This is a genomic window from Bacillus cereus group sp. BceL062, from assembly GCF_051780025.1.
Taxonomy (GTDB): Bacteria; Bacillota; Bacilli; order Bacillales; family Bacillaceae_G; genus Bacillus_A; species Bacillus_A toyonensis.
Map to the genome: position 1 here is coordinate 570,167 of NZ_JBPWGY010000002.1, position 22,283 is coordinate 592,449.

Below are 22,283 nucleotides of genomic sequence, written 5' to 3' on the forward strand. Positions count from 1 at the left end.
TGCTTTAAATGTTGGCATGAAACTTGCTTATAAATATATAAACGATCAATAAAGGAGGATTCAATATAGTGCTAGATTTAAAAATGTATGTAAACGGTGAATGGAGAGAGTCTAGTAATCAAGAAAAAAGAACAATAATTAACCCTGCGAATGGCAAGGGTATAGCATATGCACCTGAGGGAACAATTGAGGATACAAAATACGCGATCGAAGTGGCAAGAGCGACTTTCGATAGTGGAATTTGGTCAGAAACATCCACTGCTGAAAGGGCATCATATTTATTTAAAATAGCAGATGAAATTGATAAAAATATGGAAGAGTTAGTGTATCTTGAAACAATGGATAATGGAAAAACATACCGTGAGGCAGAAGGAGATATTGGAGATGCAGCGGCTTGTTTTCGCTATTATGCTGGATTGATTACAAAGCCAGATGGGCAAACATATCATGTAGCCGATCCAATGCAAGCAATGGTTGTAAGAGAGCCAGTTGGTGTTTGTGGATTAATTGTTCCATGGAATTATCCGCTATTGATGAGTGTATGGAAAATTGCACCTGCTTTAGCAGCTGGAAATACAATTGTGTTTAAACCTTCTGAAGTGACACCAATTACTGCGACAAAGCTATTCGAAATCCTTGAAAAAGTAGGGATACCAAAAGGTGTTGCTAATATGGTAATGGGGGCCGGTCCAATAGTAGGGAATGAAATTGCAGCGAGTAGTAAAGTGGATATGATTTCCTTTACAGGTGGAACAAAAACAGGTAAGCACATTATGAGAACGGCAGCAGATAATATGAAAAAGATTTCGCTAGAACTTGGAGGCAAATCACCGAATATTATTTTTGCAGATGCAGATTTTGAAACAGCTATTGATTATGCACTATTTGGTATTTATGCAGGTAGCGGACAAGTATGTTCAGCAGGATCGAGAATCCTTGTTGAAGAAAGCGTTTACGATAAATTTATTAATAGTTTTGTGGAGCGAGCGCAGCAAATTAACGTTGGGCCTGGTGATAATCCTGAATCAGAAATGGGACCACTTGTAAGTCAAGAACATATGGAAAAAGTATTACGCTACATTGAAATTGGGAAAGACGAAGGTGCAGACATCGCTTGTGGAGGTAAGCGAATACTGACTGATGGAAAAGGTGAAGGTTTCTTTATTGAACCAACGGTCTTTGTCAATGTAAAACTCGATATGCGCATTGTACAGGAAGAAATTTTCGGTCCTGTTGTAGTAATTCAAAAGTTTAAAAATGAACAGGAAGCAATTGAGTTAGCAAATGGTACAGATTATGGCTTAGCTGGAGGGGTATTTACAGTTGATGGTGCGAAAGCAATGCGTGTAATTCGCAAGCTTCGCGCAGGAATTACGTGGATTAACAGCTATCATCCAACATACAATGAGGCACCTTGGGGTGGATATAAGCAAAGTGGTATAGGTCGTAGTCTAGGAACGTTTGGTTTAGAGGAATTTCAAGAAATTAAGCAGATTAATATAAATCTAGAAGTAGAACCTATTGGTTGGTTTGCAAATAAAAAGAATATAGGAGTGAAATAAATGGGAACGAACGTGGAAAATAAATTGAATGAACAAGATGTAAAAGGTTCAAATGTAAATGAGTATATTACGAAAGTACTACAGTTAATTGAAAAAGAAAAAGTTTCTGAAGAAGAAGCAAACTGGATTCAAAAAGAAACAGTAGATGGATTTAGAGAGCATGTGAATCCTGGTTTTCTAGCATATAGAAAAACAGTAACAAAGGATGGACAATTTGCGGCAGTAGAATGGTCTGATGAAGGATCTTGTTTTATGGATATTAATGGTAAAAAATATATTGACTGTTTAGGTGGATTCGGAATTTACAATGTTGGTCACCGTAATCCGAAAGTAGTAAAAGCTGTGACAGATCAACTAAAGCGTCAAGCATTACACAGTCAAGATTTACTAGATCCACTTCGAGCGATTCTTGCAAAGATTTTAGCGGATATTACACCTGGTGATTTGAAATATGCCTTCTTCACAAATAGTGGAACTGAAAGTGTAGAGGCAGCATTAAAACTAGCAAAAATGTATAGTGAACGAACAACTTTCATTTCTACAACTCGTGCTTTCCATGGTAAGAGCCTTGGTGCTTTATCTGGGACGGCAAAAGGAATGTTCCGCAAGCCATTTTTACCATTAATTCCGGGTTTCCGTCATGTCCCATTTGGCGATATTGATATGATGAGAAAAACATTTGAGACATGCGCATTAGTGGGAGAAGATGTTGCAGCAGTTATTTTAGAACCAATTCAAGGAGAGGGCGGTATTATTTTACCTCCAGAAAATTATTTGAAACAAGTACGAGAGCTTTGTGATGAGTTTGGATCACTCCTTATTTTCGATGAAGTACAAACTGGAATGGGACGTACAGGGAAAATGTTTGCAGCGGAATTATATGATGTTGTGCCGGATATTATTTGTCTGGCGAAGGCATTTGGTGGAGGCGTCATGCCAGCAGGAGCTATCGTTGCGAAAGAAAAAGTATTCCAAAGTTGGTTTGAAAATCCATTTATGCATACAACAACATTTGGAGGGAATCCGCTGGCATGTGCGGCTGCAATTGCAACAATCCATGTATTATTGGAAGAGAAATTACCAGAACGTGCTGCTGAAGTTGGGGCGTATTTCTTAAATGGATTGAAACAAGCAGCAGAAGGGCACGAGGATAAAATCTTTGAAATTCGTGGTCAAGGTTTAATGATTGGTATTGAATTCCATAAAGACGAGATTGGTTACGAAGTGTCAAAGGCAATGTTTGATCAAGGTATTCTCGTTGCTGGAACGTTAATTAATTCAAAAACAATTCGTATCGAACCATCTCTTACAATTAGTTATGAAGAGGTAGATACAGTTATTAATACGTTTAAATCTGTACTAGCGCTAGTAAAAGGAAAGTAATTTTTGTATAAAATTATATACGGATTCAAACTAGTAAAACTATCATATTGTTTACTGTACTAGTTTTGATTGTAAGGAGGCAGTGTAACGAAAGTTGCACTGCCTTTTTATTACATTTTATTTGTAAGTATTTACATATACTCTGTCTTAGTGTACTATTTAACTAGTACACTAAGACAGAAGGAGGGAAGAAATGAAAATAGAATTTTCTCCAAATACACCCATTTACATTCAGGTAATGGAATACATAAAAAAAGAAATTGTAGTTGGGCATTTATCGCCTGGTGATAAAATTCCCTCTGTACGTGAATTAGCGAGTGAATTACAAGTAAATCCAAATACAATTCAACGAACATTTCAAGAATTGGAACGGGATGGTGTTGTTGTAACGCGTAGAGGAATGGGACGATATGTAACGAATGAAGGGGAGAAAATTATGGAGCTGCGCAAAGATATGGCGAAAGAATTACTTCATTCTTTTATAGATGGAATGGATAACTTAGGGTTTTCAGAAGACGAAATCCTTTCAATTCTTCGTTCTTCCTTACATGAGAAGAGGGAGGAGAGCAAATGACAGAACTATTAAAAATAGAAAACTTATGGAAGAGATACGGATTAAAAGCAGTGATTCGTGAATTGAACATAGAGATTACGGAAGGGAAAATTATAGGGCTTGTTGGAGATAATGGGAGCGGGAAAACGACGTTATTGAAAATGATTGCAGGTTTGCAGCACCCTTCTGAAGGTAGCATTACAATTAACGGTAAAAAAGTTGGGTTAGAGACGAAAGAAATTGTTTCATTTATGTCCGATAAGCCAGTCTTTGATGATTGGATGACTGTAAAAGATGCTTTATTTTTCTATCGAGATTTTTATAAAGACTTCGATATTCAAAAAGCAGTAGATACGATTGTGGAATTCAAAATACCGTTAGAAGAAAAAATTAAAGCATTGTCAAAAGGGATGATTGAGAAGCTGCAAATCATTTTAACATTTTCTCGAAAAGCGAAGTTATACGTACTGGATGAACCACTGGGCGGGATAGATCTTGTTTCTAGGGAACATGTACTTGAGCTAATCCTTAAATTTTATCGTGAAGATTGTACGTTGCTTATATCGACTCATTTAATAAGAGAAATCGAAAATATATTTGATGAAGTAATCTTTTTGAAAGATGGAGAAATAATATTGCATGAAAATGTGGAAGAACTACGATTTCAAAAAGGGAAAGCAGTACATGAGCTGTTTAAGGAGGCCTATGAGAAATGAATCAGCTTTTTCGTTATTTGTATAATTGTAATAAGAGAAAGATAGCCATTATTTACTTCGGATTTATTACAGTTTCATTAATTCTTTTATTTAATATGAAAGGAGTTTCAGGAGCTAGAATTTCAGGTAGGCAAGATATAATCATTATTATATTTTTTATCGTACTAGGTATAAATGGATTTGCAATTTTTCTAACAGGTATATCGTCTTTTCGAAAAATGCTAAAAAACTCTATGCTACGTTGTACTTCTATTTCAGCACAAAAGTATATATGTGCAAATGTTTTATTTTCTGTACTACTCTTTATGATTTTACTAGGAATAGGAATCATTTTTCTATACTATTTTTCTTTAAATATTTACAATGGAAAAACAAATTTAGGTGTTCAGCAAGCGATCCACAGTTTATATGATTATGGAATATTCCATCATATGTTATCTATTTTCTTATGGGGACTAGATTTTGTTAATATGCTAGTTTCAGTTTATTTAATTATAGTAATTGTGAAGCTATTCAATGTGAAATCATCGATGAGTAAGATTGTTTGCGTAGTCTTATTCTTCATTTTTATCGCATTTAATGGGGGAATAACGTATATCTTTCATCAAATAGAAAAGTATGTGTTTGCCATAAATAATATTGGATTTATAGATCAAAATGGCTTTTTAAATACATCATTCTATTCTGGCACAGATATTACAGTTTTAAATCTATGTTTTAATTGTTTATTAACAATTATATTACTAGTCATTACAGGCCGCATAATCGACAAAAAACTAGAAGTCTAAAGGAGGAATCAGCATTGGGAAATGTAGTAGTAAAATTAGAAAATGTTCGAAAAAAGATTGGTAGAACAGAAATTATTCGAGGTTTATCATTTGAGGTGCGAGAAGGGGAAGTGTACGGATTCCTTGGACCGAACGGTAGTGGTAAGACGACGACAATTCGTATGATGACAGGTCTTATTTCTATGACAGAAGGCGATATTACAATTTGTGGTCATAGCATTCGCACGGAACGTGAAAAGGCGTTAGAGCAAATTGGAGCGATTGTAGAAAATCCGGAACTATATGATTATATGACTGGTATGCAAAACTTAAAGCATTTTGCGAACATGGCAATTACACCTATTAATAAAGAGCGCATCGCTGAAATTGTAAAGCTTGTTGAATTAGAGCATGCAATTCATAAAAAGGTAAAAACATACTCACTTGGTATGAAACAACGTTTAGGAATTGCGCAGGCGTTACTTCATCAGCCGAAAATATTAATTTTAGATGAACCGACAAATGGATTAGATCCAGCTGGTATTCGCCAAATTCGTGATTATTTACAACGACTAGCGAAAGAAGAGAATATCGCGGTAATCGTATCGAGTCACTTATTAAGTGAAATTGAATTAATGTGTGATCGCGTCGTAATTATTAAACAAGGTGAGTTTGTACAAGAGTACAACTTACATGAACAAGCGAAACATGATGAGACAGTAGTAGTAGCGTTCGAAGTAGATGAAGTTCAGAAAGCGAATGAAATTATTAAAGGTAAAGCACAGGAGAATGTAATTGTGGCATCTGTAACAAAAGAGAGAATTCCACAGCTTGTAAAAAAACTTGTGCATGCTGATGTGCTTGTATATGGTGTTACCGTTCAAAATAAAACGTTAGAGGATGAATTCTTAGCGATTACTGGGGGAGTGAAAGCGTAATGTTTAAATTAATTCAAAATGAATTTTTAAAGTTACATGCGAAAAAAGGTATGTATATTTTAATCGGTGTCATTGCGGCACTCGAAATTTTAGGAAATTTAGCAATGATGAAGTGGGGAAAAGGTGATGAGTTTAAGGGGTCGTATTTAGATTATGCAAACTCAGAGATTGGTTTAATCGTTTTATTCGCAACAATTTTTGGGATCACACTTGCAGCCCGTACTCTTACTGATGAGTTCCAAAAAGGTACAATTAAACAATTGTTAATTCGTCCAAGAAAACGACTTACAGTTTTATTTTCTAAATATATTACTGTGTTATTAGCGATGCTATTTATCATATTTGCTGGTATGTTCATTGCAACGATTATTGGTGGTATTGTAATGGATGGTAGTAAAACAGATTTAACGTTAGGAATTGTTTTAAAAACGATGTTATATCAGCTTGTATCACCATTTTTCTTTGCAACACTTGCCTTTTTCTTAGCAAATGTATTTAGAAAATCCGTATTGCCATTAATTATTACGTTGTTCTTATATTTCTTGCAAGGAGCAATTACTATTGCACTAATGATGTTTGCAAAAGGTGTAGCGAAGTTTGTAGTATTCTTCCATTTAGATTTAAGAGCTTACGACAGTAATAAATTGGTAAGCGGTGGAATGGAGCCACCATTTGCAGAATTTACGTTTACAACTTCATTATTACTTTTAGCTGCATATTTTGCTGTATTACTTGTAGCATCAAGTGCATTATTCCAAAAACGTGACGTATTATAATAAAAGAAATCCCCGTTTGTAAAAACGGGGATTTTTATTACATAGTTTTTTACATTTCTAGTATTCTGTATTGTTAATTTGAGATGCTGTTAGCGATAGAATACCGGATCTTCTCCAGCTATTTAAGTACAGCAAATGTAAGTTGTAACGAAGTTGAAGAACTGTGATATGGTATATCCAATAAATTCGTTATTATATATGTTAAGAGATACGTTGCTCGAAAGCATTTGAGAAAAATAGGAAGATTTTCAACTATATTCATATTATAATATAGTTATCCTGCTATTTGTAGGAGAAGGGTTCCCTATAACTGATTAAAGTTTTACTTTAACAATCTTTGGAGGTGTGCAATATTGCAATATGCATTTTCACGTATAAGACTACGTAGCTTTTTTGGATGGATGATGATAGGGCTGTTTCTTACGATGATTCCATTAGGTTTATCAAATGTTTCTGATAGCACGTTAGAGGTTATTTCACAAATAACTGTATTTTTTGTATTTCCGTTATTTTGGTTGTACGTAAAAGCGAATAAAAATAATGTTGTTTTTAAAAGTTTCTTTGATAAGCCAGGACGTTTACCGTGGGGACTCATTTTATTAGCAACGATAATGGGAATGATTTTTTCAGTCGGTATATCTCATATTCAATTTTACATATTAGCACATACGTTACCGAATTTCTTAGTTACCATGTTAGAAGATGGAACTGCTATTAATACGAGTAACATATATATGACGATATTTACTTTCATTTCAGCATGTGTATTAGCACCTATTATGGAAGAGATTATTTTTAGGGGATTCTTTTTACAGCGAATGGCTTATAAATGGGGAATTAAAAAAGCTGTAATTATATCTTCACTTATTTTTGGTTTAGGACACTTTGATGTTATTGGTGCTTTCATGTTTGGTGTTGTTATGTGCCTTTTATACATAAAAACGAAAAATATATGGACGAATATTGCTGTGCATGCTCTTAATAATTTAATTGCGACAAGTATGCAATTTGTCGGTGGAGAAGAAGATACTGCAATCTCAATTCCTGAATTACAAGCACAAAGTAATTTATGGATTGGTATCGGTCTTACAGTTGTTGGGTTACTTTGGTTAATTCCTTATGTTTGGAAACAATGGCGTACAGTAAAAGAAGTGGGTGTGCCACCAGTGCGCTTCATAAATGAAGAAAAGGTAGTGAATGCATCACAAGAAAATGAATTGTATAGTCAAGTGATCGTAACAAATAGATTGATGGCTGTAGAACTACCAGATGAAGCGGTAAATAAGCTTCGGTTAGAAGAAAATGATTATGTAACAGTTTCTGTAGAAGAAGATAAAATCGTTATAAAAAAAGCACATGATAGATAATTAAAAAACATCTCTCCTGTATAAAAGGAGAGATGTTTTTTAATTCGTAATAATTTCTACACGAAAATTATTACCGTTCTTTACATATTTAATATCTGTAACAGTGCGGACAGTTTTTAAAAGCTCCACTTTTTCACCAATTCGAGGGATCGTCGGAACATTGTCCCAAATACCAAGCAAGTCATCTAATTGTGCTGTTTTTTCATAAAACCAGATTTTCAATGTAAAGCCCCTTTCTCGAACTTTATGTATTTTAATACATAATATATTATTTTTATTCTTTTTGTAAGGGGTTTTTAGATTTTTTGTGAATAAAGTGAAACTTTAATGAGTTGGAGTTTTATTCATCCGCACCGATTATTAACCTTCACCAATTGGGCGTTTACGGGTAGCCAGACTCCCTATTAACTTTTTGGCTGCAACTGAATTTTGAGGTGGGAGTTTTACTGCCAACAAATAGCGTGATAAAAATAAATTAATTTTCTGGGAAGATATGCTCAATGTCTGGAGTAAGAGATACTTCTGATAATACGATATGAGAAACTGTCGTTGCATATGAAGAAACATCATTGATAAATTCTTCAAGTTCAACGAGTGAAGGAACAGAAATTTTTACAATGTAGCATAAGCTTCCTGTTACTCGGTAACAAAAACTTGCAGATGGATAAGATTGGATAAACTGTTGCATACGTGTTGTATCACCATTTTTTAAAGTGATTTCTAAAATACAATCTAAAACAAGTCCTGCTTTTTTATAATCAATATCGATTGTGTATTTTTGAATAATTCCTTCACTTTCAAGTTTACGAACACGTTCTGTAGTAGACGGAGCGGATAAGTTTACTCGCTTTGCTAATTCGCGCATGGAAAGGCGACTATCATTATATAATTCATTTAAAATCTTTCGATCAACACGGTCTAGTTGCATTTGTAAATATACCTCCAGCAAAATGATAATTTTTGTAAAGAAAAAATATGAATTAAGATTCATATGAAATGTAAAGTGAACTTCATTTATTTTACAATAAAATAGAAGGAAATAGGAGGGGAAATGATGGAGAGAATTTCATTATCAAATGTAGGAGATACAAAGTTTCAAAAGTTATTAGGCCATAATCCAGATATATTACATTCGTGGAGTACGTTAGAGGATACACTGTACAATAAAGGAACACTTTCAGCAGAGTTGAAGGAGCAAGTGAGAAGAACATTAGCATATGGGAATGAATGTCCGTATTGCATGGCAAAGGGAAGACCTGATGATGTGCAAAAGGCAGAGGAGATTAGTGTAGCCGTTACTTTTGCGCATACATTTGTTCATGATCGAAAGGCGATAGATGATAATATGTTTCATGTATTAAAACAATATTGGACGGAAAAAGAAATTGTAGAACTTTGTGCTTATATTTGTTTTATTACTGCGTCGCAGCAACTTGGTTTTGTATTTCAACTACAACCAAATTAAGGAGAAAATGATGATTAATCAAATAGCACTTATCATAATTGATGTACAAAAGGCGTTTCAATTACCATACTGGGGGGAGAGAAATAATCTTTTTGCTGAAGAAAATATGAAAAATTTATTAGAAGAATGGAGAAGAAGGAAGCGACCAGTTTTTCATATTCAACATGTAAATAAAGAAAATGTTCAGTCGATGTTTTATCAACAAGCAGAAACAGTAAACTTTAAAGAAGAGGTGAAACCACTGCGAGATGAAATAATTATCCAGAAATCCGTTAATAGCGCGTTCATTGGGACAAATTTAGAAGAACAATTAAGAGAGAAAAAATGTAATACGGTAGTGATTGTAGGATTAACAACAAATCATTGTGTGGAGACTACAACACGGATGGCAGGTAATTTAGGATTTACAACGTATTTAGTGAGCGATGCGACGGCTGCATTCAATCGGAAAGGTCTGGACGGGGCAGAGTATAGTGCAGAGGACATTCACAATATGACACTTGTAAACTTACATGATGAATTTGCTAAAATCGTTACGACTGAAGATATCTTAAAATTATTTTAAGAAAATAATTACGGAATTATGTAGAAAAAAATAAGAATATTTCGTATAATCTAAGTATAATCATTTTGAAAATAGGGGTGGCATCATATGGAGCAAATTTCAGTAAAGAAAATAGAAAAAGTACTCGCTTTAGCAGGTGAGGATAAACAAAAGCAAAAGGAATTTTATGAATTGCTCTTATCAACGGAGTTTTATGTTGCTGGTTCACTTGAAGCAGAAGACGGGGCAACGGAAGGAACACTTCGTTTGCGTCATTTCCAAGGAGAGGGTAGATGGATCGTTCCGTTCTTTACACAATTGAAATTTGTAAAAGATGTGTTGCCAGAAGGTACACCCCTTATTACGATACGTGGAAAAGAATTATTTGGTGGCATTGAGAAGGATGCAACAGCTGTATTAAATGTTGGTACTGATATAAGTAAAACATTTATTCCGGAAGAAATTGCAGATATCGCATCTGGACGAATTTTTAATTATTATAAGTAAAAGGAAAAGCTTAATCGCTTTTCCTTTTTAATTTAAACATGGAGTGCTACGCCTGAAGAAATAGAGAGTGTTTTATTATTTGTATTTATTGTTGCTGTAGCTCCAAGGGGAATACCGATATTTGGATTTATATGTCCAATCGGTAAACCGAATAGGACAGGTATATCATATGGCATGAAATATTCATATAATATTGTTTGCAATGATTGAGATGGTTTAGAAGGGGTGCAATTATGACAACTTGAAAAAATAACGCCATTGCATTCATTAAACTTTCCAGATAAAAGTAGTTGATTTAACATACGATCGATGCGGTACGGTTCTTCCCCGATATCTTCAAGCAATAAAAGTGTATTGGCTGTACTTATTTCATAGGGTGAACCAATTACACTCGTTAAAACAGCTAAATTCCCTCCAACTAATGTACCGGTAGCTGTACAGGCTGAGTTAGGTACGATACATTCTGATGCAGATAAGATAGAAGAATACGGGTGGAAGAGCTGATTGAAAGAAGATAAAGAGAGAGAATCTATACCTTTGCCTACTTCTTCAATCATCGGACCATGAAACGTAACAAGCTTTGCATAACGTGAAAAAGCAGTATGTAAAGCTGTAATATCGCTGTATCCCCAAAAAATTTTTGGATTTTGTTGAATGATTTCATATTGAATGTGAGGGAGAAGACGAGCGCTTCCGTAACCACCTCGTGCACAGAAAATTGCTTTTACTTCATTATTTGTAAAGGCTTCATGTATATCATCAAGACGAACTTGGTCACTTCCAGCTAAATACCCATACTTTTCATAAATACTCTTCCCAATTATTACGGATAATCCCATCTCTTGTAATACATTTACACCTTTTAATACACTTTCAATTGTAGGTGGACCAGACGGTGCAATAATCATTACTGTATCACCATGTTTTAACGCATTTGGATAAATCATTGTTTTCAGCCTCCTTCTCTTTCAATATATTCGCTTCATATGAAGTTCAACCCTTGTAAAAGAAGGGGAAAGCTTGTCAAATAAAGAAGATATAAGGGGGATAGGAGGGGAAATGATGTTTACAAGTCGAGTAATAGACATATTGCAAATTAAGTATCCCATCATTCAAGCAGGTATGGCGGGTGCCATTACAACGCCAGAACTTGTTGCAGCTGTAAGTAATAGCGGAGGATTAGGAACGCTTGGAGCAGGCTATATGAGCCCAGAACAAATTCGTAAAGCGATTTATAAAATAAGGGAACTAACAAATAAGCCTTTCGGTGTTAATTTACTGTTAACGAAAGAGGTGCAGATAGAAAAAGAGAAGATAAATGAGGCGAAAGTCTTACTTAATGGAGTGAATAGAGAGTTAGGTATTGAGGAAGAGGATGTAGTAAATCTTCCAAAAAGTTATAAAGAACAATTACAAGTGTTAGTAGAAGAAAAGGTACCGGTCGTTAGCTTTGCATTCCAAACGTTAGAACAAGAAGAAATAGATGAATTAAAAAGAAGAGGAATAAAAGTCATCGGAACAGCGACTCATGTAGCAGAAGCGAGAGCACTTGCCGAGCTAGGAGTAGATATTATCGCCGGGCAAGGTAGCGAAGCAGGAGGTCATAGAGGAACGTTTATCGGGAAAGAACAAGATGCAATGATTGGTACGTTTGCGTTAATTCCGCAGTTAGTAGCGGCAGCTCCGCATATCCCAATTGTTGCAGCAGGTGGTGTAATGAACGGACAAGGGCTTGTTGCGGCATTTGCGTTAGGGGCAGAAGCTGTTCAAATGGGATCAGCTTTTTTAACGAGTGAAGAAAGTATTACACATGACGTATATAAAGAGGCTGTATTAAAAAGTACAGATACGAGTACAATTGTAACTCGTGCGTTTTCCGGGAAATATGCACGGGGTATTCGTAATGAATTTATAGAGAGACACGAAGGAAAAGAAGAAGGGCTTCCGATGTATCCAGTGCAAAACGCATTAACTTCTAAAATACGCCAAGAAGCAGCGACGCAAAACAAGGGAGAATATATGTCACTTTGGGCGGGACAAGCATCGGCATTAGCAAGAATTGAGCCAGCTCAGCACGTAGTGGAGCGGGTCGTGAAAGAAGCAGAGGATGTAATGGAACAATTACAAAATGTATATAGAAAAAGACCACTTGAATAATTCAAGCGGTCTTTTCATTAGTTTGCTTTATAAAATTGTTGGATGGCCTCGTCGATGTAAACCCAGCCTTTCCAACCTAAGTGCATATGATCTTTTAAGAAGTATTTATCATATTCATGGTTTGAGAAGTCGGCAATTGGATAACCAGCTTTCTCAATTTGCTCATGAACTTTCTTATAGTACGCTTCGCGGCGTTCTTTCGGGAATCCAGCGTAATCGTACCAAGGACCTTTTACAGGAACAGAAATGAAGAGTGGTTTTGCACCAGATTGTTTTAATAAATCAAGTACAAGTTGTAAGTCTTCATATTCTGGTGATTGGTCATAAGCATCATTTTTTAAGTAGCCTTCACGCTGCTTTAATTTCTTCTTAATTTTGCTATTGAAGTAATCGTCTTCAATACCGTATTCATTAGACCCTGATTCTGCTGCACCTGTTTGATCCGCATGTTTACGAGCTTCATCCCAGTTCATTTGTTTTAATGAAGGGTCAAGTTTTTCTTTATGCGGTTTAATATCAAACATTGCTGTAAATAAATCTTTACGATCTAAAATATTACGATACACATAAGCGAAAGGCTTAGCAGCAAGTGCTTTTACTTTATGCTTTGTATCATCATAAGCGATACCTTCAAGCGAAACTTTAAGTAAAGTTTCTTTCTTAACGATCTCAAAGTTTAATAAACGCTTTGCAATTTGTTTTTTCATTTCAGGCTTTAAGTCATCATTGAAAAGGAAATGATAGCCTTGTTGTTTTGAAAAGTTAGGTGCAAAGTGTGTTTCATCAATACCTTGTGGCACAAACCATTGCGGAGAAAGAACGAATACCATTTTCTTGTCTTTCAATTGATCCATTGTAGATGCAAAGTTTAATACGTGTACAAGGTCTTGTGTTCCGCCTCGTCCAAGAAGGAATGGTGTGAACCCTTCAGGCTTTACTTTGAAATAATTTGATGGATGAAAAGCATCCATACGTGCGAATTCCGATGAACCGTACATCGGAAGATATTTCGGATCTGCTAACATCTTTTGCTGTAAAATCATACTTTGAATCTTTTCTTCTTTCAAAGAAGTTGCAGCTTGTTCTACTTTTTCATCACTTAAAAGTGGAAGTAGGAAGCGCGTCGGAATAAGTAAGAATACAGCAAAAAGGGCCAATGCTAAAAGCATCGGACCAAATTTTGCTTTGTTCATCGGATTTCTTCCAACTTCTTAATAACCATGTTTGGTGTAGCCCACTCGTCACGGTCAAAATCAGAAATAGAAACTTCAATATCTAAACGCTCTTGGAATTCAACTAATAAAGATACTACAGCGAAAGAATCAAGAATACCTTCTTCAAATAATTGAACATCTAAGTTTTCTTTCACAATATCGTTCTCACATACTTCTTCTAAAATATCTAATACTTGCTCTTTGAATTCTGCCATTTTTAAAATCTCCTTTATATCCGAATATATTATATGTGCAACTTCTTAATAGAATAAGAAGGGTGCATTAAAAGTATCTGTTAAGGTGTCCAGAGAAAATAAGGAAACCGAAACATACAACGTGGAACGTAATTACAATCGCAAGGACGTGTGTAAATTTATTGTTTGGCCAAAACTTATGCTTCTTGTTTTTTCGTTCGAAAATATCGAATAGAATAAACAGTGCGGCATGATATAGACCATAAATAACATACTGCGCAACAGCGCTTCCTTGGATGTGCCAAATTCCCATAATGAAGAAGTTTAAAAATGCACCGATATACGAAATAGTGTAACGGTTCTTAATTAACTTTTTCTTCGTTGCAAAAAAGACGAAACGCATGTAAATAAAGTCACGGAACCAGAATGATAAACTCATGTGCCAGCGGTTCCAGAAGTCTTTAATGTTACGACTAAGGAATGGCTTATTAAAGTTTTCTGGCGTTTTAATTCCCATCATGTAACTGATACCAATTACGAACGCACTATAACCTGCAAAGTCAAAGAATAATTGCATGCTAGTAGCGTACATGAAAATCGCATTAGATAAAAGTGTATCTTGATTGGCGAATACTGCCTTTACAAGATATGTTGTTATCAAGTGCGCGATTATAAATTTATACAGAAAACCTTGGAAAATACGGTTAAGCCCTGTATATAGTAACTTTTGATATTCCTCAGCACTAGGTGGCTTTTGGATATCTTTTTGGAATCTACGGTAACGATCGATAGGTCCACTGGAAATCGCAGGGAAGAATAAAACAAACTCCCAGAAATTAAAGAAGGAAAGTTCTTTAATTAAATTATCACGAACTTCAAAGACCATTTGTACAGCTCTAAATGTTACGTAAGACATACCTGCGAAAACAATAAAATGCAATTCAGGTACAAATGGTGCGATTTTTGCCAAAATAAGTGGCAAAATCGATAAAATAACAGCTATACAAAACATGAATGTACTATTATTTTGTTTTCTTAAAATTAAATAGCCTTTAATAAGGGCATATTGCCAAATAATAAATGCGGCTAACATCATTGCTTGCTTCGGTTTATCCGAGAAGATAATAGCAATCATGACTAATGTTAAAACGGCATTATATTTACGCAACATTTTACCTTTTAATCCAGCTATGATAGTAGGTATTAATAAAATGCCCACTATAGCGAAAAAATAAAATGATCCATATGCGGTCATGCTGTAACCTCACTCAATAATTTTTTGCGATCTACCTTTCCATTTGGTGTCATTGGAATAGAAGATTGATACATGAATTTACGTGGAATCATGTAGTTTGGTAATCGCTCATTGAGTTCTTTTTTAATTGCAGATGTTAATTTGAATTCTTTTTCGAACGAATGTTCTCCAGGAACAACAACCGCTAATAAATAATCGTATTTCTCACCTTTTTTAATCGGAACAATAACTGCTCCTTCTACGTAAGAACACGCACGAAGATGATGCTCAATTTCTTCTAATTCCATTCGATAACCATGAAGCTTAATTTGGAAATCAAGACGACCATTATAGAATAGAAGACCATTTTCTACATAGCCAGCATCGCCTGTTTTATAGGCGCGCTCACCGTCAATCATAGTAAATACTTTTTCTGTTAATTCAGGGCTTCCTAAATATCCAACGCTTACACTTGGACCGACAATTACGATTTCACCTTTTTCACCATCAGGTGCAATTGTACCATCTTCTTTCATAATAAGAAGGCGACAGTCTGATTTACAGTAGCCAACTGGAAGTGATTTGTATTGATCAAGCACTTCTTCTGTAACGTGAATACCTGTTACAGCAACAGTAGCTTCTGTTGGACCGTACGTATTCATAATCGTTGCTTTCGGGAAACGCTCAATTAGTTTTCTAGCCACTTCATTTGGTAACACTTCACCGCAGAATAAGAATGTTTTCATGTTTGGTAGCATACTCTCAGAGAAAGATGCTTCCATTAAACACATTTCAGCGAAAGATGGTGTTGAAGTCCATACTTGAGTATCCGATTGCTCTAAAGAAGCAAACAAGTCTTTTGGACGTGCAATCATATCTTTATCGATTGCCCAAAGTGTACCGCCTGTTACTAATGATGGGTAAATATCCATTACAGATAAATCGAATGAGAAAGGTGCTTGGTTTAAGAATACTTGCCCTGTTTGTAAGTTGAAATCTTCTACAGCCCATTTTGTAAAGCTAACAAGGCAGTTATAAGTAATCTGAACCCCTTTCGGATTACCTGTACTTCCTGATGTGTAAATAATGTAGAAGTTCTCATCACCTTTTACCGCATGTTCAGGATTTGGAATGTTCCCTTTATGAGTAAAGAAAATATCTTTTAAGTTGTCTTCACTTACGATGCGAACTGGTAAATCAGTTACAGTTACTTCTGCAGCTGATAAAAGTAATTTCGCACCAGAATTTTCAGCGATACGTTGTACGCGATCAGCTGGGATAGATAAATCTACAGGAATGTAAGCATGTCCAGCTTTTACACACCCTAAAAAGTTTATAATCATTTCAGGTTGCATATGGCCATACACCATAATTGGTGAACGATCATCTGGATATTCAGAAGAAATCCAATGTGCTAACGCATCAGAATCTTCCTTTAATTGTTTGTACGTAATTTTCGCATCTCGCCAAACAAAAGCGGTTTGATCAGGCGTTTCTGCAGCCCACTTTTCAATTTGTTCTAATAACTTCATAACGTTCCCACCCTAGAATTCATTGTAAATAAATGTACTTGTGTTTGTATCATGGAATCCATACAACCAAAGTAATGCAAATAAAATTGCAAGATAATAAACCGTCTTTGCAACCCATTGTGTGAGTGGTCGAGACCATATCTCTTTTAATCTTTCCATGTCTTTCCCTCTCTTAATGAAATAATAGCTCTTTGTAGGTATCATGTCCTACATTATTGTGAAAAAAACAAAATTCCACATTTTAGGTAAAAATAAGACAAAAGGCTCTTTTCTGATATTAGCACTAAATACTAAAAAAGAAAATCCCTAACTTAGCAATTATATTACATTCGGCATGAATTTGTAATGGGTTTGACATGTAAATAGAAAGTGGATTGTATGAATACATAAAAGTGGATTGTGAGAAGGCGTGAAAAATATAATATTTGTTTTTTCATGCAATCAACAAAGGCTGAGTAAACTTTAAATTTCTAGCTCTTTTTTAAAAGGAGGAAATTATCATGAATAGAGTGTGGAAGAGTCTTATTTCAGAAGAAAATATTATGAAATGGAGACGGCATTTTCATAAGTATCCGGAATTATCGTTTCATGAAAAAGAAACTTCGCAATTTATATATGATACGTTATGTTCATTTTCTTCTTTTGAAGTAACAAGGCCAACGAAATACAGTGTATTAGCAATTAAAAGGGGTGTGGAACAAGGTAAAGTAGTTGCGATTCGAGCTGATATTGATGCTTTACCAATTCAAGAGGAGACAAGTAAATCTTATACATCTGTTCATAAAGGAAGGATGCATGCGTGTGGGCATGATGCACATGCGGCTATTTTGTTAAGTACAGCAGAGGCGCTGTCAAATATGAAGGAAGAATTTGTAGGGGAAATTCGTCTATTCTTTCAGCATGCAGAAGAGGTATATCCTGGTGGTGCTAGGGAAATGGTTGAGGCGGGTGTGATGGACGGTGTTGATTATGTAATAGGTTTACATGTTATGTCTGGATTGGAAAGCGGGAAGATAGGAATTGTATATGGGCCGATGATGGCAGCGCCAGACGTATTTACAGTTGAAATTCACGGTAAAGGAGGGCATGCAGCGCGGCCAGAAGAAACGATAGACCCTATTGCTATTGGAGCGCAGATTATTACAAATTTACAACATATCGTATCAAGAAATACAAGTGCTTTTATGCAGAGGGTAGTTTCAGTTACGCAATTTCATGGGGGAAAGGCTGACAATATTATTCCCAATACGGCAACTTTAATGGGAACTGTGCGTTCTTTTAATCAAACGTTAAGATTGGAAGCAGAAGAGAAAATTGAACAAATCGTGAAAGGAATTACAAAAGCACATGGAGGGGATTACACATATACGTATCGTTACGGATATGATCCTGTTATTAATAATGAATATATTACAAAAGTGGTAGAAGAAAGCGCACTACATTTGTTCGGGAATGAGCGTGTTGTGAAGCTTGAACCTTCTATGGGGGGAGAAGATTTTTCAGCATATTTAAGAAAAGCACCGGGTTGCTTCATTAAATTGGGGACGAGGAATCAAGAGGATAATACTTGTTATCCGCACCATCATCCAAAATTTGATGTAGATGAATCAGCTTTAATTTATGGAGTGGAATTATTTTTAGAGGCGGCCATAAGACTACTAAAATCATAGGTGCATATAAAAAAAGGCAACTGCGCTCTATCGCAGTTGCTTTTATTTCTTTCCGTCAGAGAGGGCTGAGAAAGAACTATGCTCATTTATAGTATATGAATAGCTAACGGACAAGCTTGTACATTTTAATCATTTTTTTAAAAATAGTTATTGACTTTGATAATCAATTTCAATTAATCTAATGTTACAGTTGAAATTGATAATTATTATCAATAGAATGGATGCGACATGTTAATGAGAAAAAAATATCACCTTCTGCGAAGGGGATTAAAAAATAAAAATAAAGATGTTGATCAGCATATGGAATGGCAACGAAATGTAATTCGTTCTGAATATGTAGATGAGAAGAATAAAATGCAAACAGAAAAAGCGATACATAGTAAAGGGAGAGATTCAGTTGAGTAAGCTAGTAATGATTTATGCAAGTATGAGTGGAAATACAGAGGAAATGGCAGATCATATTGCAGGCGCCATTCGTGAAACAGAGAATGAGATTGAAGTTATTGATATTATGGATTCACCAGAAGCTTCTATATTAGAACAGTATGATGGTATTATTTTAGGCGCTTATACTTGGGGAGACGGGGATCTTCCAGACGACTTCTTAGATTTTTATGATGCAATGGATTCTATTGATTTAACTGGTAAAAAAGCAGCGGCATTCGGTTCTTGTGATTCGGCTTATCCAAAATACGGAGTAGCGGTTGATATTTTAATAGAAAAGCTGCAGGAACGCGGAGCAGCAGTTGTGTTAGAAGGACTAAAAGTAGAATTAACGCCAGAAGATGAAGATGTAGAAAAATGTTTACAGTTTGGAGCTGAATTCGTAAAACACCTTTCTTAATGGCAGAAGGGAGATGAAGAGCAATTGCATGAGAAAATCGCAATAAAAACGATGACAGATTATCATTTGTATGATTTTATGCGTTGTCCACATAAATTTTATTTCCGTCATATAAAAAGAAGAGAACCTTCTTCATTTGAATGGCAACAAATAGCACAAATGATTGTGAATCAAATTATTAATGAGTATTACACGCTACCTGCGAGCCAACAAACGAAAATTGTACTTTTAATATTAATAGAAAAGTATTGGAAAAAGGTAAGGATTAGTATGTTTGCTTCGAAGACGGAGTACTATATTGTATTAGCAAAGCTAACTGATCACTTATTACAGTTTGTTGAAAGAGATGATAGTCAGACGCCACCATTGTTTTTGTATGAGAAGTTTCAAACATATATGGAAGAGTTAGGTGTCCACATGTCATTGACATTTGAAGTTGGTGAGTGGAGTACAGAGTCATTTGTAATTAAAAAATATGTTATTGATGCGGATGAGGAAATGCTAGCTCTTTGTCAGAAGTTAATGACAGTATTCAGTTATAAAGCTTTCGGCATTCTTCCAGGGAAAATTGAAATTATTAATTTAATAGAAGGAACTAAGTATGAATACATTCCGAAACAGGAAGATATTATAACTGGAATGGATGATTTATTTAGAATGAAAGAAATGTTACAGCAACCTGAGCACTATACAGAGCGTCATTTTCGTTCAGAGTGTACGAGTTGTGCTTTTCGTAGTGAATGCCAGGGGGAAGAAGTAAAGGAAGAAGCGAAGCAGAAGGAAAATATCGTACATTAAAGGATGCAAATTTGCATCCTTTTTGTTATTGACATGAAAAGCTTTTCATCATTTACGGTATATTTGTAGCAGATTTTAATGCGGGCTAATAATCAGTGGGGGATGCCCCCGCTGATTAAAGTTTCACTTTATAAGAGGAGGAATAATCAATGAAAGATGAAACGAAAGTATTTCAATGGTTAAAAGAACAAAATGCTCCTTTTGGAATTCAACTGCAAATTTTACAGGCATTTCAATTGTACAAAGTTATTGTTGAAATGGATAAAAAGTTAATGATGTATGAGGAGAAAGAATATAGGGAGAGAATTTAATTTCGTCCCTGTAATATCGCTTTTAGCTGTTCTGTATCTGCTATGAATTTAAGCGCATTCTTTGTTTCAAAGTTATAAATAATATTATGTAGTAAAGGGCTGTATTGATAAAAACTAGTGATACGGTGAATGAGTAATGGATCGTGGTGAGAAATAATTGTACTGTATTGTTCGTATACAGATGTAGTAAATTCACGTCCGAAATCATAATAGAGCCCGGCAAAATCAAAGGCAGGATCTCCAATTTGAGCATCACCAAAATCGATAATCCCCGAAATACTCTTGTTCTGCTTATTAAATAAAATGTGATGATGTGTAAAATCGGCGTGAATAATTGTATTTTGAAAAGTGGATGTAGCTATACATGCAAAGAAATTTTCGAATAAATGATGTAAGGCTGATTTCTGTAATGAAGTAAACATGTTAGTAAGATACTGATTTAATTTTGTTTGTAGCTCTTTCCAGTAGGTAATTGTTTTTTCAATTGGAAATCCTAACGTTGTAACTTGTTTTAAAGGAATATTATGTAGTGCCGCAAGGAAAGTAGCTAATTGTGTAATGATTGCTTTCAATTCTTTTTTCTCTAGTGTGGTAACTATTTCTTTTTGTAACGGTTCACCATGAATGAGAGTATAGTAACTACAAAGCGGAATAGTATCAGTATCCTTTTTATATAATAGGTTATACTTTGGAACCTCAATTTCTTGTAGCGAATGAGAGAGAAGTGTGCATAGTTTTTTTTCTAACGGAATTCGTTTAGCATATTCCTGTTTTCGTGGGAAACGAAACAGTAGGTCGTCATTAATTATAACCGCTATATTATCCCATCCTTCTTCATTTTGTTTATATGAATGTATAGAAAGATTAGGCAGAGCCTGTTTTATATACTGTTTGTAAGAGTCCATAATCGTTCCTCGTTTCTAAGTTAAAATTCTGATATTACATTTTATAATATCAGAATTTTCATTCTATATGTTAATATGTAACTAACATTATGAATAGGGATGGGGTGTATGGTGAAGAAAAGAATAGTAATCATTTCTATATGTATCGCTTTTGGTTTGTTTTGGTCATATAAAGAGGCGGTTTTCGCTACCTTTAAATCGATAGATCAGTACGAGTTAAATAAGGAATTAAAGAATAAAAGTATAGAAACTTTAACTCATAAAGAAATGAAACAGGTAGGAGAGCACTTTGTGACAGCACAATTATCAGTGTTTGAGTTTCATAATAAAGAAGATGTGAAGCGAAAAGGCGAAGAGATATTTGTAAGTAGGGGATATGAACAATTAATACAAAATTATTATCCAAATCGTTTTCGAGATTTAGAGTATAAATTTACAAACGAGGAGATACGTGAAGTGACGGATGAGAGTTTTCTCTATCATGCTGTAGCGTATGTTGCGGGTACTGAAAATGGTAAGAGAAGTGAAATGAAAGTAAATTATGACGTGAAAGTTGTAAAGGTTAATAATATATTTAGGGTGCTCGAACAAAAGCAGTACGTACAATAAAGTGAAACTTTAATCAGTAAGGTGTTCACTCTTACTGTCCACAAATAGCGGGATAAAAAGCCCCCTCGAGGAGTAGAGGGGGTTAAAGATTTTCATTTTGTTGACCAAGTTCTTTTTGAGCAATGTATACATTTCCTTGCTCCACTTGTTTCTGTGTATAAACAGAATCGCCTGCATATCCTTTTTCCGTTTTTACAGTTCTTTTTGAGTGATTTGAATCTTGTTTCTTCATATAAT

Annotated in this window: 28 protein-coding genes; 18 read left to right on the forward strand and 10 right to left on the reverse strand. The window is 35.0% G+C overall.

Features of this window, described 5'->3' with window-relative positions; all coding sequences use genetic code 11:
• The first annotated feature begins 68 nt into the window (after nucleotides 1–68).
• The 8 genes from ACS2MN_RS08130 to ACS2MN_RS08165 all read left to right on the forward strand — a co-directional run bounded on the left by ACS2MN_RS08130 (nucleotide 69) and on the right by ACS2MN_RS08165 (nucleotide 8,062).
• Complete coding sequence (locus tag ACS2MN_RS08130; RefSeq protein ID WP_098805390.1) at nucleotides 69–1,562, forward strand: aldehyde dehydrogenase family protein; 1,494 nt, start codon at nucleotides 69–71, stop codon at nucleotides 1,560–1,562.
• On the forward strand, nucleotides 1,563–2,945 hold the full coding sequence (locus ACS2MN_RS08135) for a putrescine aminotransferase (protein ID WP_000537091.1): 1,383 nt from the start codon (nucleotides 1,563–1,565) through the stop codon (nucleotides 2,943–2,945).
• A 193-nt stretch (nucleotides 2,946–3,138) separates the two neighbouring features.
• Entirely contained in the window at nucleotides 3,139–3,519 is a 381-nt protein-coding gene (locus ACS2MN_RS08140; protein ID WP_000687521.1) for a GntR family transcriptional regulator, read from the forward strand.
• Nucleotides 3,516–4,214, forward strand: coding sequence for an ABC transporter ATP-binding protein (locus tag ACS2MN_RS08145; RefSeq protein WP_088055433.1), 699 nt, complete (start codon nucleotides 3,516–3,518; stop codon nucleotides 4,212–4,214). Before ACS2MN_RS08140 ends, ACS2MN_RS08145 begins: the two co-directional genes overlap by 4 nt.
• Nucleotides 4,211–5,002: a hypothetical protein gene (locus ACS2MN_RS08150; RefSeq protein WP_001072488.1), complete on the forward strand. Its 792-nt coding sequence runs from the start codon at nucleotides 4,211–4,213 to the stop codon at nucleotides 5,000–5,002. Before ACS2MN_RS08145 ends, ACS2MN_RS08150 begins: the two co-directional genes overlap by 4 nt.
• Nucleotides 5,003–5,016: 14 nt before the next feature.
• Nucleotides 5,017–5,919 carry an ABC transporter ATP-binding protein gene (locus tag ACS2MN_RS08155; protein ID WP_000528809.1) on the forward strand — a complete coding sequence of 301 codons (903 nt, stop codon included), beginning with the start codon at nucleotides 5,017–5,019 and terminating at the stop codon, nucleotides 5,917–5,919.
• On the forward strand, nucleotides 5,919–6,695 hold the full coding sequence (locus ACS2MN_RS08160; RefSeq protein ID WP_000475420.1) for an ABC transporter permease: 777 nt from the start codon (nucleotides 5,919–5,921) through the stop codon (nucleotides 6,693–6,695). Before ACS2MN_RS08155 ends, ACS2MN_RS08160 begins: the two co-directional genes overlap by 1 nt.
• A 353-nt stretch (nucleotides 6,696–7,048) precedes the next feature.
• Nucleotides 7,049–8,062: a CPBP family intramembrane glutamic endopeptidase gene (locus tag ACS2MN_RS08165; protein ID WP_001198832.1), complete on the forward strand. Its 1,014-nt coding sequence runs from the start codon at nucleotides 7,049–7,051 to the stop codon at nucleotides 8,060–8,062.
• Between the two features lie 39 nt (nucleotides 8,063–8,101).
• Here ACS2MN_RS08165 and ACS2MN_RS08170 read toward each other — a convergent pair whose 3' ends face one another.
• The gene (locus tag ACS2MN_RS08170; protein WP_000707110.1) at nucleotides 8,102–8,284 is read right to left on the reverse strand and encodes a DUF3913 family protein; all 183 of its coding nucleotides are present in this window, start codon (nucleotides 8,282–8,284) and stop codon (nucleotides 8,102–8,104) included.
• Nucleotides 8,285–8,537: 253 nt separating this feature from the next.
• Complete coding sequence (locus ACS2MN_RS08175; RefSeq protein ID WP_001175506.1) at nucleotides 8,538–8,990, reverse strand: Lrp/AsnC family transcriptional regulator; 453 nt, start codon at nucleotides 8,988–8,990, stop codon at nucleotides 8,538–8,540.
• Between the two features lie 126 nt (nucleotides 8,991–9,116).
• On the opposite strand from ACS2MN_RS08175, the gene ACS2MN_RS08180 reads away from it, so the two are divergent.
• From ACS2MN_RS08180 to ACS2MN_RS08190, 3 genes are all read left to right on the forward strand, one after another.
• On the forward strand, nucleotides 9,117–9,527 hold the full coding sequence (locus ACS2MN_RS08180) for a carboxymuconolactone decarboxylase family protein (protein ID WP_000439732.1): 411 nt from the start codon (nucleotides 9,117–9,119) through the stop codon (nucleotides 9,525–9,527).
• A gap of 10 nt (nucleotides 9,528–9,537) precedes the next feature.
• Complete coding sequence (locus ACS2MN_RS08185; protein WP_000609831.1) at nucleotides 9,538–10,092, forward strand: cysteine hydrolase family protein; 555 nt, start codon at nucleotides 9,538–9,540, stop codon at nucleotides 10,090–10,092.
• 87 nt (nucleotides 10,093–10,179) lie between these two features.
• The gene (locus tag ACS2MN_RS08190) at nucleotides 10,180–10,578 is read left to right on the forward strand and encodes an SseB family protein (RefSeq protein ID WP_000435258.1); all 399 of its coding nucleotides are present in this window, start codon (nucleotides 10,180–10,182) and stop codon (nucleotides 10,576–10,578) included.
• Nucleotides 10,579–10,610: 32 nt separating this feature from the next.
• On the opposite strand, the gene ACS2MN_RS08195 is transcribed toward ACS2MN_RS08190, so the two are convergent.
• Nucleotides 10,611–11,525 carry a S66 peptidase family protein gene (locus ACS2MN_RS08195; RefSeq protein WP_103592427.1) on the reverse strand — a complete coding sequence of 305 codons (915 nt, stop codon included), beginning with the start codon at nucleotides 11,523–11,525 and terminating at the stop codon, nucleotides 10,611–10,613.
• A 115-nt stretch (nucleotides 11,526–11,640) separates the two neighbouring features.
• Between ACS2MN_RS08195 and ACS2MN_RS08200 the strand changes: the two genes are divergently transcribed.
• On the forward strand, nucleotides 11,641–12,735 hold the full coding sequence (locus ACS2MN_RS08200) for an NAD(P)H-dependent flavin oxidoreductase (RefSeq protein WP_000495237.1): 1,095 nt from the start codon (nucleotides 11,641–11,643) through the stop codon (nucleotides 12,733–12,735).
• A 17-nt stretch (nucleotides 12,736–12,752) separates the two neighbouring features.
• Here the strand turns inward: ACS2MN_RS08200 and dltD are convergent, their stop codons facing one another.
• From dltD to ACS2MN_RS08225, 5 genes are all read right to left on the reverse strand, one after another.
• Nucleotides 12,753–13,928, reverse strand: a complete 1,176-nt coding sequence (gene dltD / locus ACS2MN_RS08205) for a D-alanyl-lipoteichoic acid biosynthesis protein DltD (RefSeq protein ID WP_001030274.1) — start codon at nucleotides 13,926–13,928, stop codon at nucleotides 12,753–12,755.
• On the reverse strand, nucleotides 13,925–14,164 hold the full coding sequence (gene dltC / locus ACS2MN_RS08210; RefSeq protein ID WP_000807310.1) for a D-alanine--poly(phosphoribitol) ligase subunit DltC: 240 nt from the start codon (nucleotides 14,162–14,164) through the stop codon (nucleotides 13,925–13,927). Before dltC ends, dltD begins: the two co-directional genes overlap by 4 nt.
• Nucleotides 14,165–14,231: 67 nt before the next feature.
• Nucleotides 14,232–15,398, reverse strand: a complete 1,167-nt coding sequence (dltB, locus tag ACS2MN_RS08215) for a D-alanyl-lipoteichoic acid biosynthesis protein DltB (RefSeq protein ID WP_087949124.1) — start codon at nucleotides 15,396–15,398, stop codon at nucleotides 14,232–14,234.
• Nucleotides 15,395–16,909, reverse strand: coding sequence for a D-alanine--poly(phosphoribitol) ligase subunit DltA (gene dltA / locus ACS2MN_RS08220; protein WP_087949123.1), 1,515 nt, complete (start codon nucleotides 16,907–16,909; stop codon nucleotides 15,395–15,397). The genes dltB and dltA overlap by 4 nt, the downstream gene beginning before the upstream one ends.
• Before the next feature lie 12 nt (nucleotides 16,910–16,921).
• Nucleotides 16,922–17,068 carry a teichoic acid D-Ala incorporation-associated protein DltX gene (locus tag ACS2MN_RS08225; protein ID WP_000440293.1) on the reverse strand — a complete coding sequence of 49 codons (147 nt, stop codon included), beginning with the start codon at nucleotides 17,066–17,068 and terminating at the stop codon, nucleotides 16,922–16,924.
• Between the two features lie 341 nt (nucleotides 17,069–17,409).
• On the opposite strand from ACS2MN_RS08225, the gene ACS2MN_RS08230 reads away from it, so the two are divergent.
• The 5 genes from ACS2MN_RS08230 to ACS2MN_RS08250 all read left to right on the forward strand — a co-directional run bounded on the left by ACS2MN_RS08230 (nucleotide 17,410) and on the right by ACS2MN_RS08250 (nucleotide 20,532).
• Nucleotides 17,410–18,579, forward strand: a complete 1,170-nt coding sequence (locus ACS2MN_RS08230) for a M20 metallopeptidase family protein (protein WP_001082805.1) — start codon at nucleotides 17,410–17,412, stop codon at nucleotides 18,577–18,579.
• 234 nt (nucleotides 18,580–18,813) lie between these two features.
• Nucleotides 18,814–18,984, forward strand: a complete 171-nt coding sequence (locus ACS2MN_RS08235; protein ID WP_001228174.1) for a hypothetical protein — start codon at nucleotides 18,814–18,816, stop codon at nucleotides 18,982–18,984.
• Nucleotides 18,977–19,423 carry a flavodoxin gene (locus ACS2MN_RS08240; protein WP_000041161.1) on the forward strand — a complete coding sequence of 149 codons (447 nt, stop codon included), beginning with the start codon at nucleotides 18,977–18,979 and terminating at the stop codon, nucleotides 19,421–19,423. Before ACS2MN_RS08235 ends, ACS2MN_RS08240 begins: the two co-directional genes overlap by 8 nt.
• 24 nt (nucleotides 19,424–19,447) lie before the next feature.
• Nucleotides 19,448–20,221 carry a hypothetical protein gene (locus ACS2MN_RS08245; RefSeq protein ID WP_000544543.1) on the forward strand — a complete coding sequence of 258 codons (774 nt, stop codon included), beginning with the start codon at nucleotides 19,448–19,450 and terminating at the stop codon, nucleotides 20,219–20,221.
• 149 nt (nucleotides 20,222–20,370) lie between these two features.
• Complete coding sequence (locus tag ACS2MN_RS08250; RefSeq protein WP_000651091.1) at nucleotides 20,371–20,532, forward strand: hypothetical protein; 162 nt, start codon at nucleotides 20,371–20,373, stop codon at nucleotides 20,530–20,532.
• Here ACS2MN_RS08250 and ACS2MN_RS08255 read toward each other — a convergent pair.
• Nucleotides 20,529–21,437 (reverse strand): aminoglycoside phosphotransferase family protein, encoded by a 909-nt coding sequence (locus ACS2MN_RS08255; protein WP_346994112.1) that lies wholly within the window; start codon nucleotides 21,435–21,437, stop codon nucleotides 20,529–20,531. The two genes, ACS2MN_RS08250 and ACS2MN_RS08255, sit on opposite strands and share 4 nt — an antisense overlap.
• 99 nt (nucleotides 21,438–21,536) lie before the next feature.
• Here ACS2MN_RS08255 and ACS2MN_RS08260 point away from each other — a divergent pair, with 99 nt between their 5' ends.
• Complete coding sequence (locus ACS2MN_RS08260; protein ID WP_002038211.1) at nucleotides 21,537–22,046, forward strand: hypothetical protein; 510 nt, start codon at nucleotides 21,537–21,539, stop codon at nucleotides 22,044–22,046.
• A gap of 82 nt (nucleotides 22,047–22,128) precedes the next feature.
• On the opposite strand, the gene ACS2MN_RS08265 is transcribed toward ACS2MN_RS08260, so the two are convergent.
• Nucleotides 22,129–22,278: a hypothetical protein gene (locus ACS2MN_RS08265; RefSeq protein ID WP_000743729.1), complete on the reverse strand. Its 150-nt coding sequence runs from the start codon at nucleotides 22,276–22,278 to the stop codon at nucleotides 22,129–22,131.
• Nucleotides 22,279–22,283 lie beyond the last annotated feature (5 nt).

Bases quoted from the DNA above. Each gene is read 5' to 3' on its own strand.
- ACS2MN_RS08140 (WP_000687521.1), top strand. From the start codon at position 3,139: ATGAAAATAGAATTTTCTCCAAATACACCCATTTACATTCAGGTAATG.
- ACS2MN_RS08145 (WP_088055433.1), top strand. From the start codon at position 3,516: ATGACAGAACTATTAAAAATAGAAAACTTATGGAAGAGATACGGATTA.
- ACS2MN_RS08260 (WP_002038211.1), top strand. From the start codon at position 21,537: ATGGGGTGTATGGTGAAGAAAAGAATAGTAATCATTTCTATATGTATC.
- ACS2MN_RS08225 (WP_000440293.1), bottom strand. From the start codon at position 17,068: ATGGAAAGATTAAAAGAGATATGGTCTCGACCACTCACACAATGGGTT.
- ACS2MN_RS08250 (WP_000651091.1), top strand. From the start codon at position 20,371: ATGAAAGATGAAACGAAAGTATTTCAATGGTTAAAAGAACAAAATGCT.
- dltC (WP_000807310.1), bottom strand. From the start codon at position 14,164: ATGGCAGAATTCAAAGAGCAAGTATTAGATATTTTAGAAGAAGTATGT.
- ACS2MN_RS08230 (WP_001082805.1), top strand. From the start codon at position 17,410: ATGAATAGAGTGTGGAAGAGTCTTATTTCAGAAGAAAATATTATGAAA.
- ACS2MN_RS08185 (WP_000609831.1), top strand. From the start codon at position 9,538: ATGATTAATCAAATAGCACTTATCATAATTGATGTACAAAAGGCGTTT.
- dltA (WP_087949123.1), bottom strand. From the start codon at position 16,909: ATGAAGTTATTAGAACAAATTGAAAAGTGGGCTGCAGAAACGCCTGAT.
- ACS2MN_RS08190 (WP_000435258.1), top strand. From the start codon at position 10,180: ATGGAGCAAATTTCAGTAAAGAAAATAGAAAAAGTACTCGCTTTAGCA.
- ACS2MN_RS08200 (WP_000495237.1), top strand. From the start codon at position 11,641: ATGTTTACAAGTCGAGTAATAGACATATTGCAAATTAAGTATCCCATC.
- ACS2MN_RS08255 (WP_346994112.1), bottom strand. From the start codon at position 21,437: ATGGACTCTTACAAACAGTATATAAAACAGGCTCTGCCTAATCTTTCT.
- ACS2MN_RS08265 (WP_000743729.1), bottom strand. From the start codon at position 22,278: ATGAAGAAACAAGATTCAAATCACTCAAAAAGAACTGTAAAAACGGAA.
- dltB (WP_087949124.1), bottom strand. From the start codon at position 15,398: ATGACCGCATATGGATCATTTTATTTTTTCGCTATAGTGGGCATTTTA.
- ACS2MN_RS08175 (WP_001175506.1), bottom strand. From the start codon at position 8,990: ATGCAACTAGACCGTGTTGATCGAAAGATTTTAAATGAATTATATAAT.
- dltD (WP_001030274.1), bottom strand. From the start codon at position 13,928: ATGAACAAAGCAAAATTTGGTCCGATGCTTTTAGCATTGGCCCTTTTT.
- ACS2MN_RS08135 (WP_000537091.1), top strand. From the start codon at position 1,563: ATGGGAACGAACGTGGAAAATAAATTGAATGAACAAGATGTAAAAGGT.
- ACS2MN_RS08150 (WP_001072488.1), top strand. From the start codon at position 4,211: ATGAATCAGCTTTTTCGTTATTTGTATAATTGTAATAAGAGAAAGATA.
- ACS2MN_RS08195 (WP_103592427.1), bottom strand. From the start codon at position 11,525: ATGATTTATCCAAATGCGTTAAAACATGGTGATACAGTAATGATTATT.
- ACS2MN_RS08160 (WP_000475420.1), top strand. From the start codon at position 5,919: ATGTTTAAATTAATTCAAAATGAATTTTTAAAGTTACATGCGAAAAAA.
- ACS2MN_RS08235 (WP_001228174.1), top strand. From the start codon at position 18,814: ATGAGAAAAAAATATCACCTTCTGCGAAGGGGATTAAAAAATAAAAAT.
- ACS2MN_RS08180 (WP_000439732.1), top strand. From the start codon at position 9,117: ATGGAGAGAATTTCATTATCAAATGTAGGAGATACAAAGTTTCAAAAG.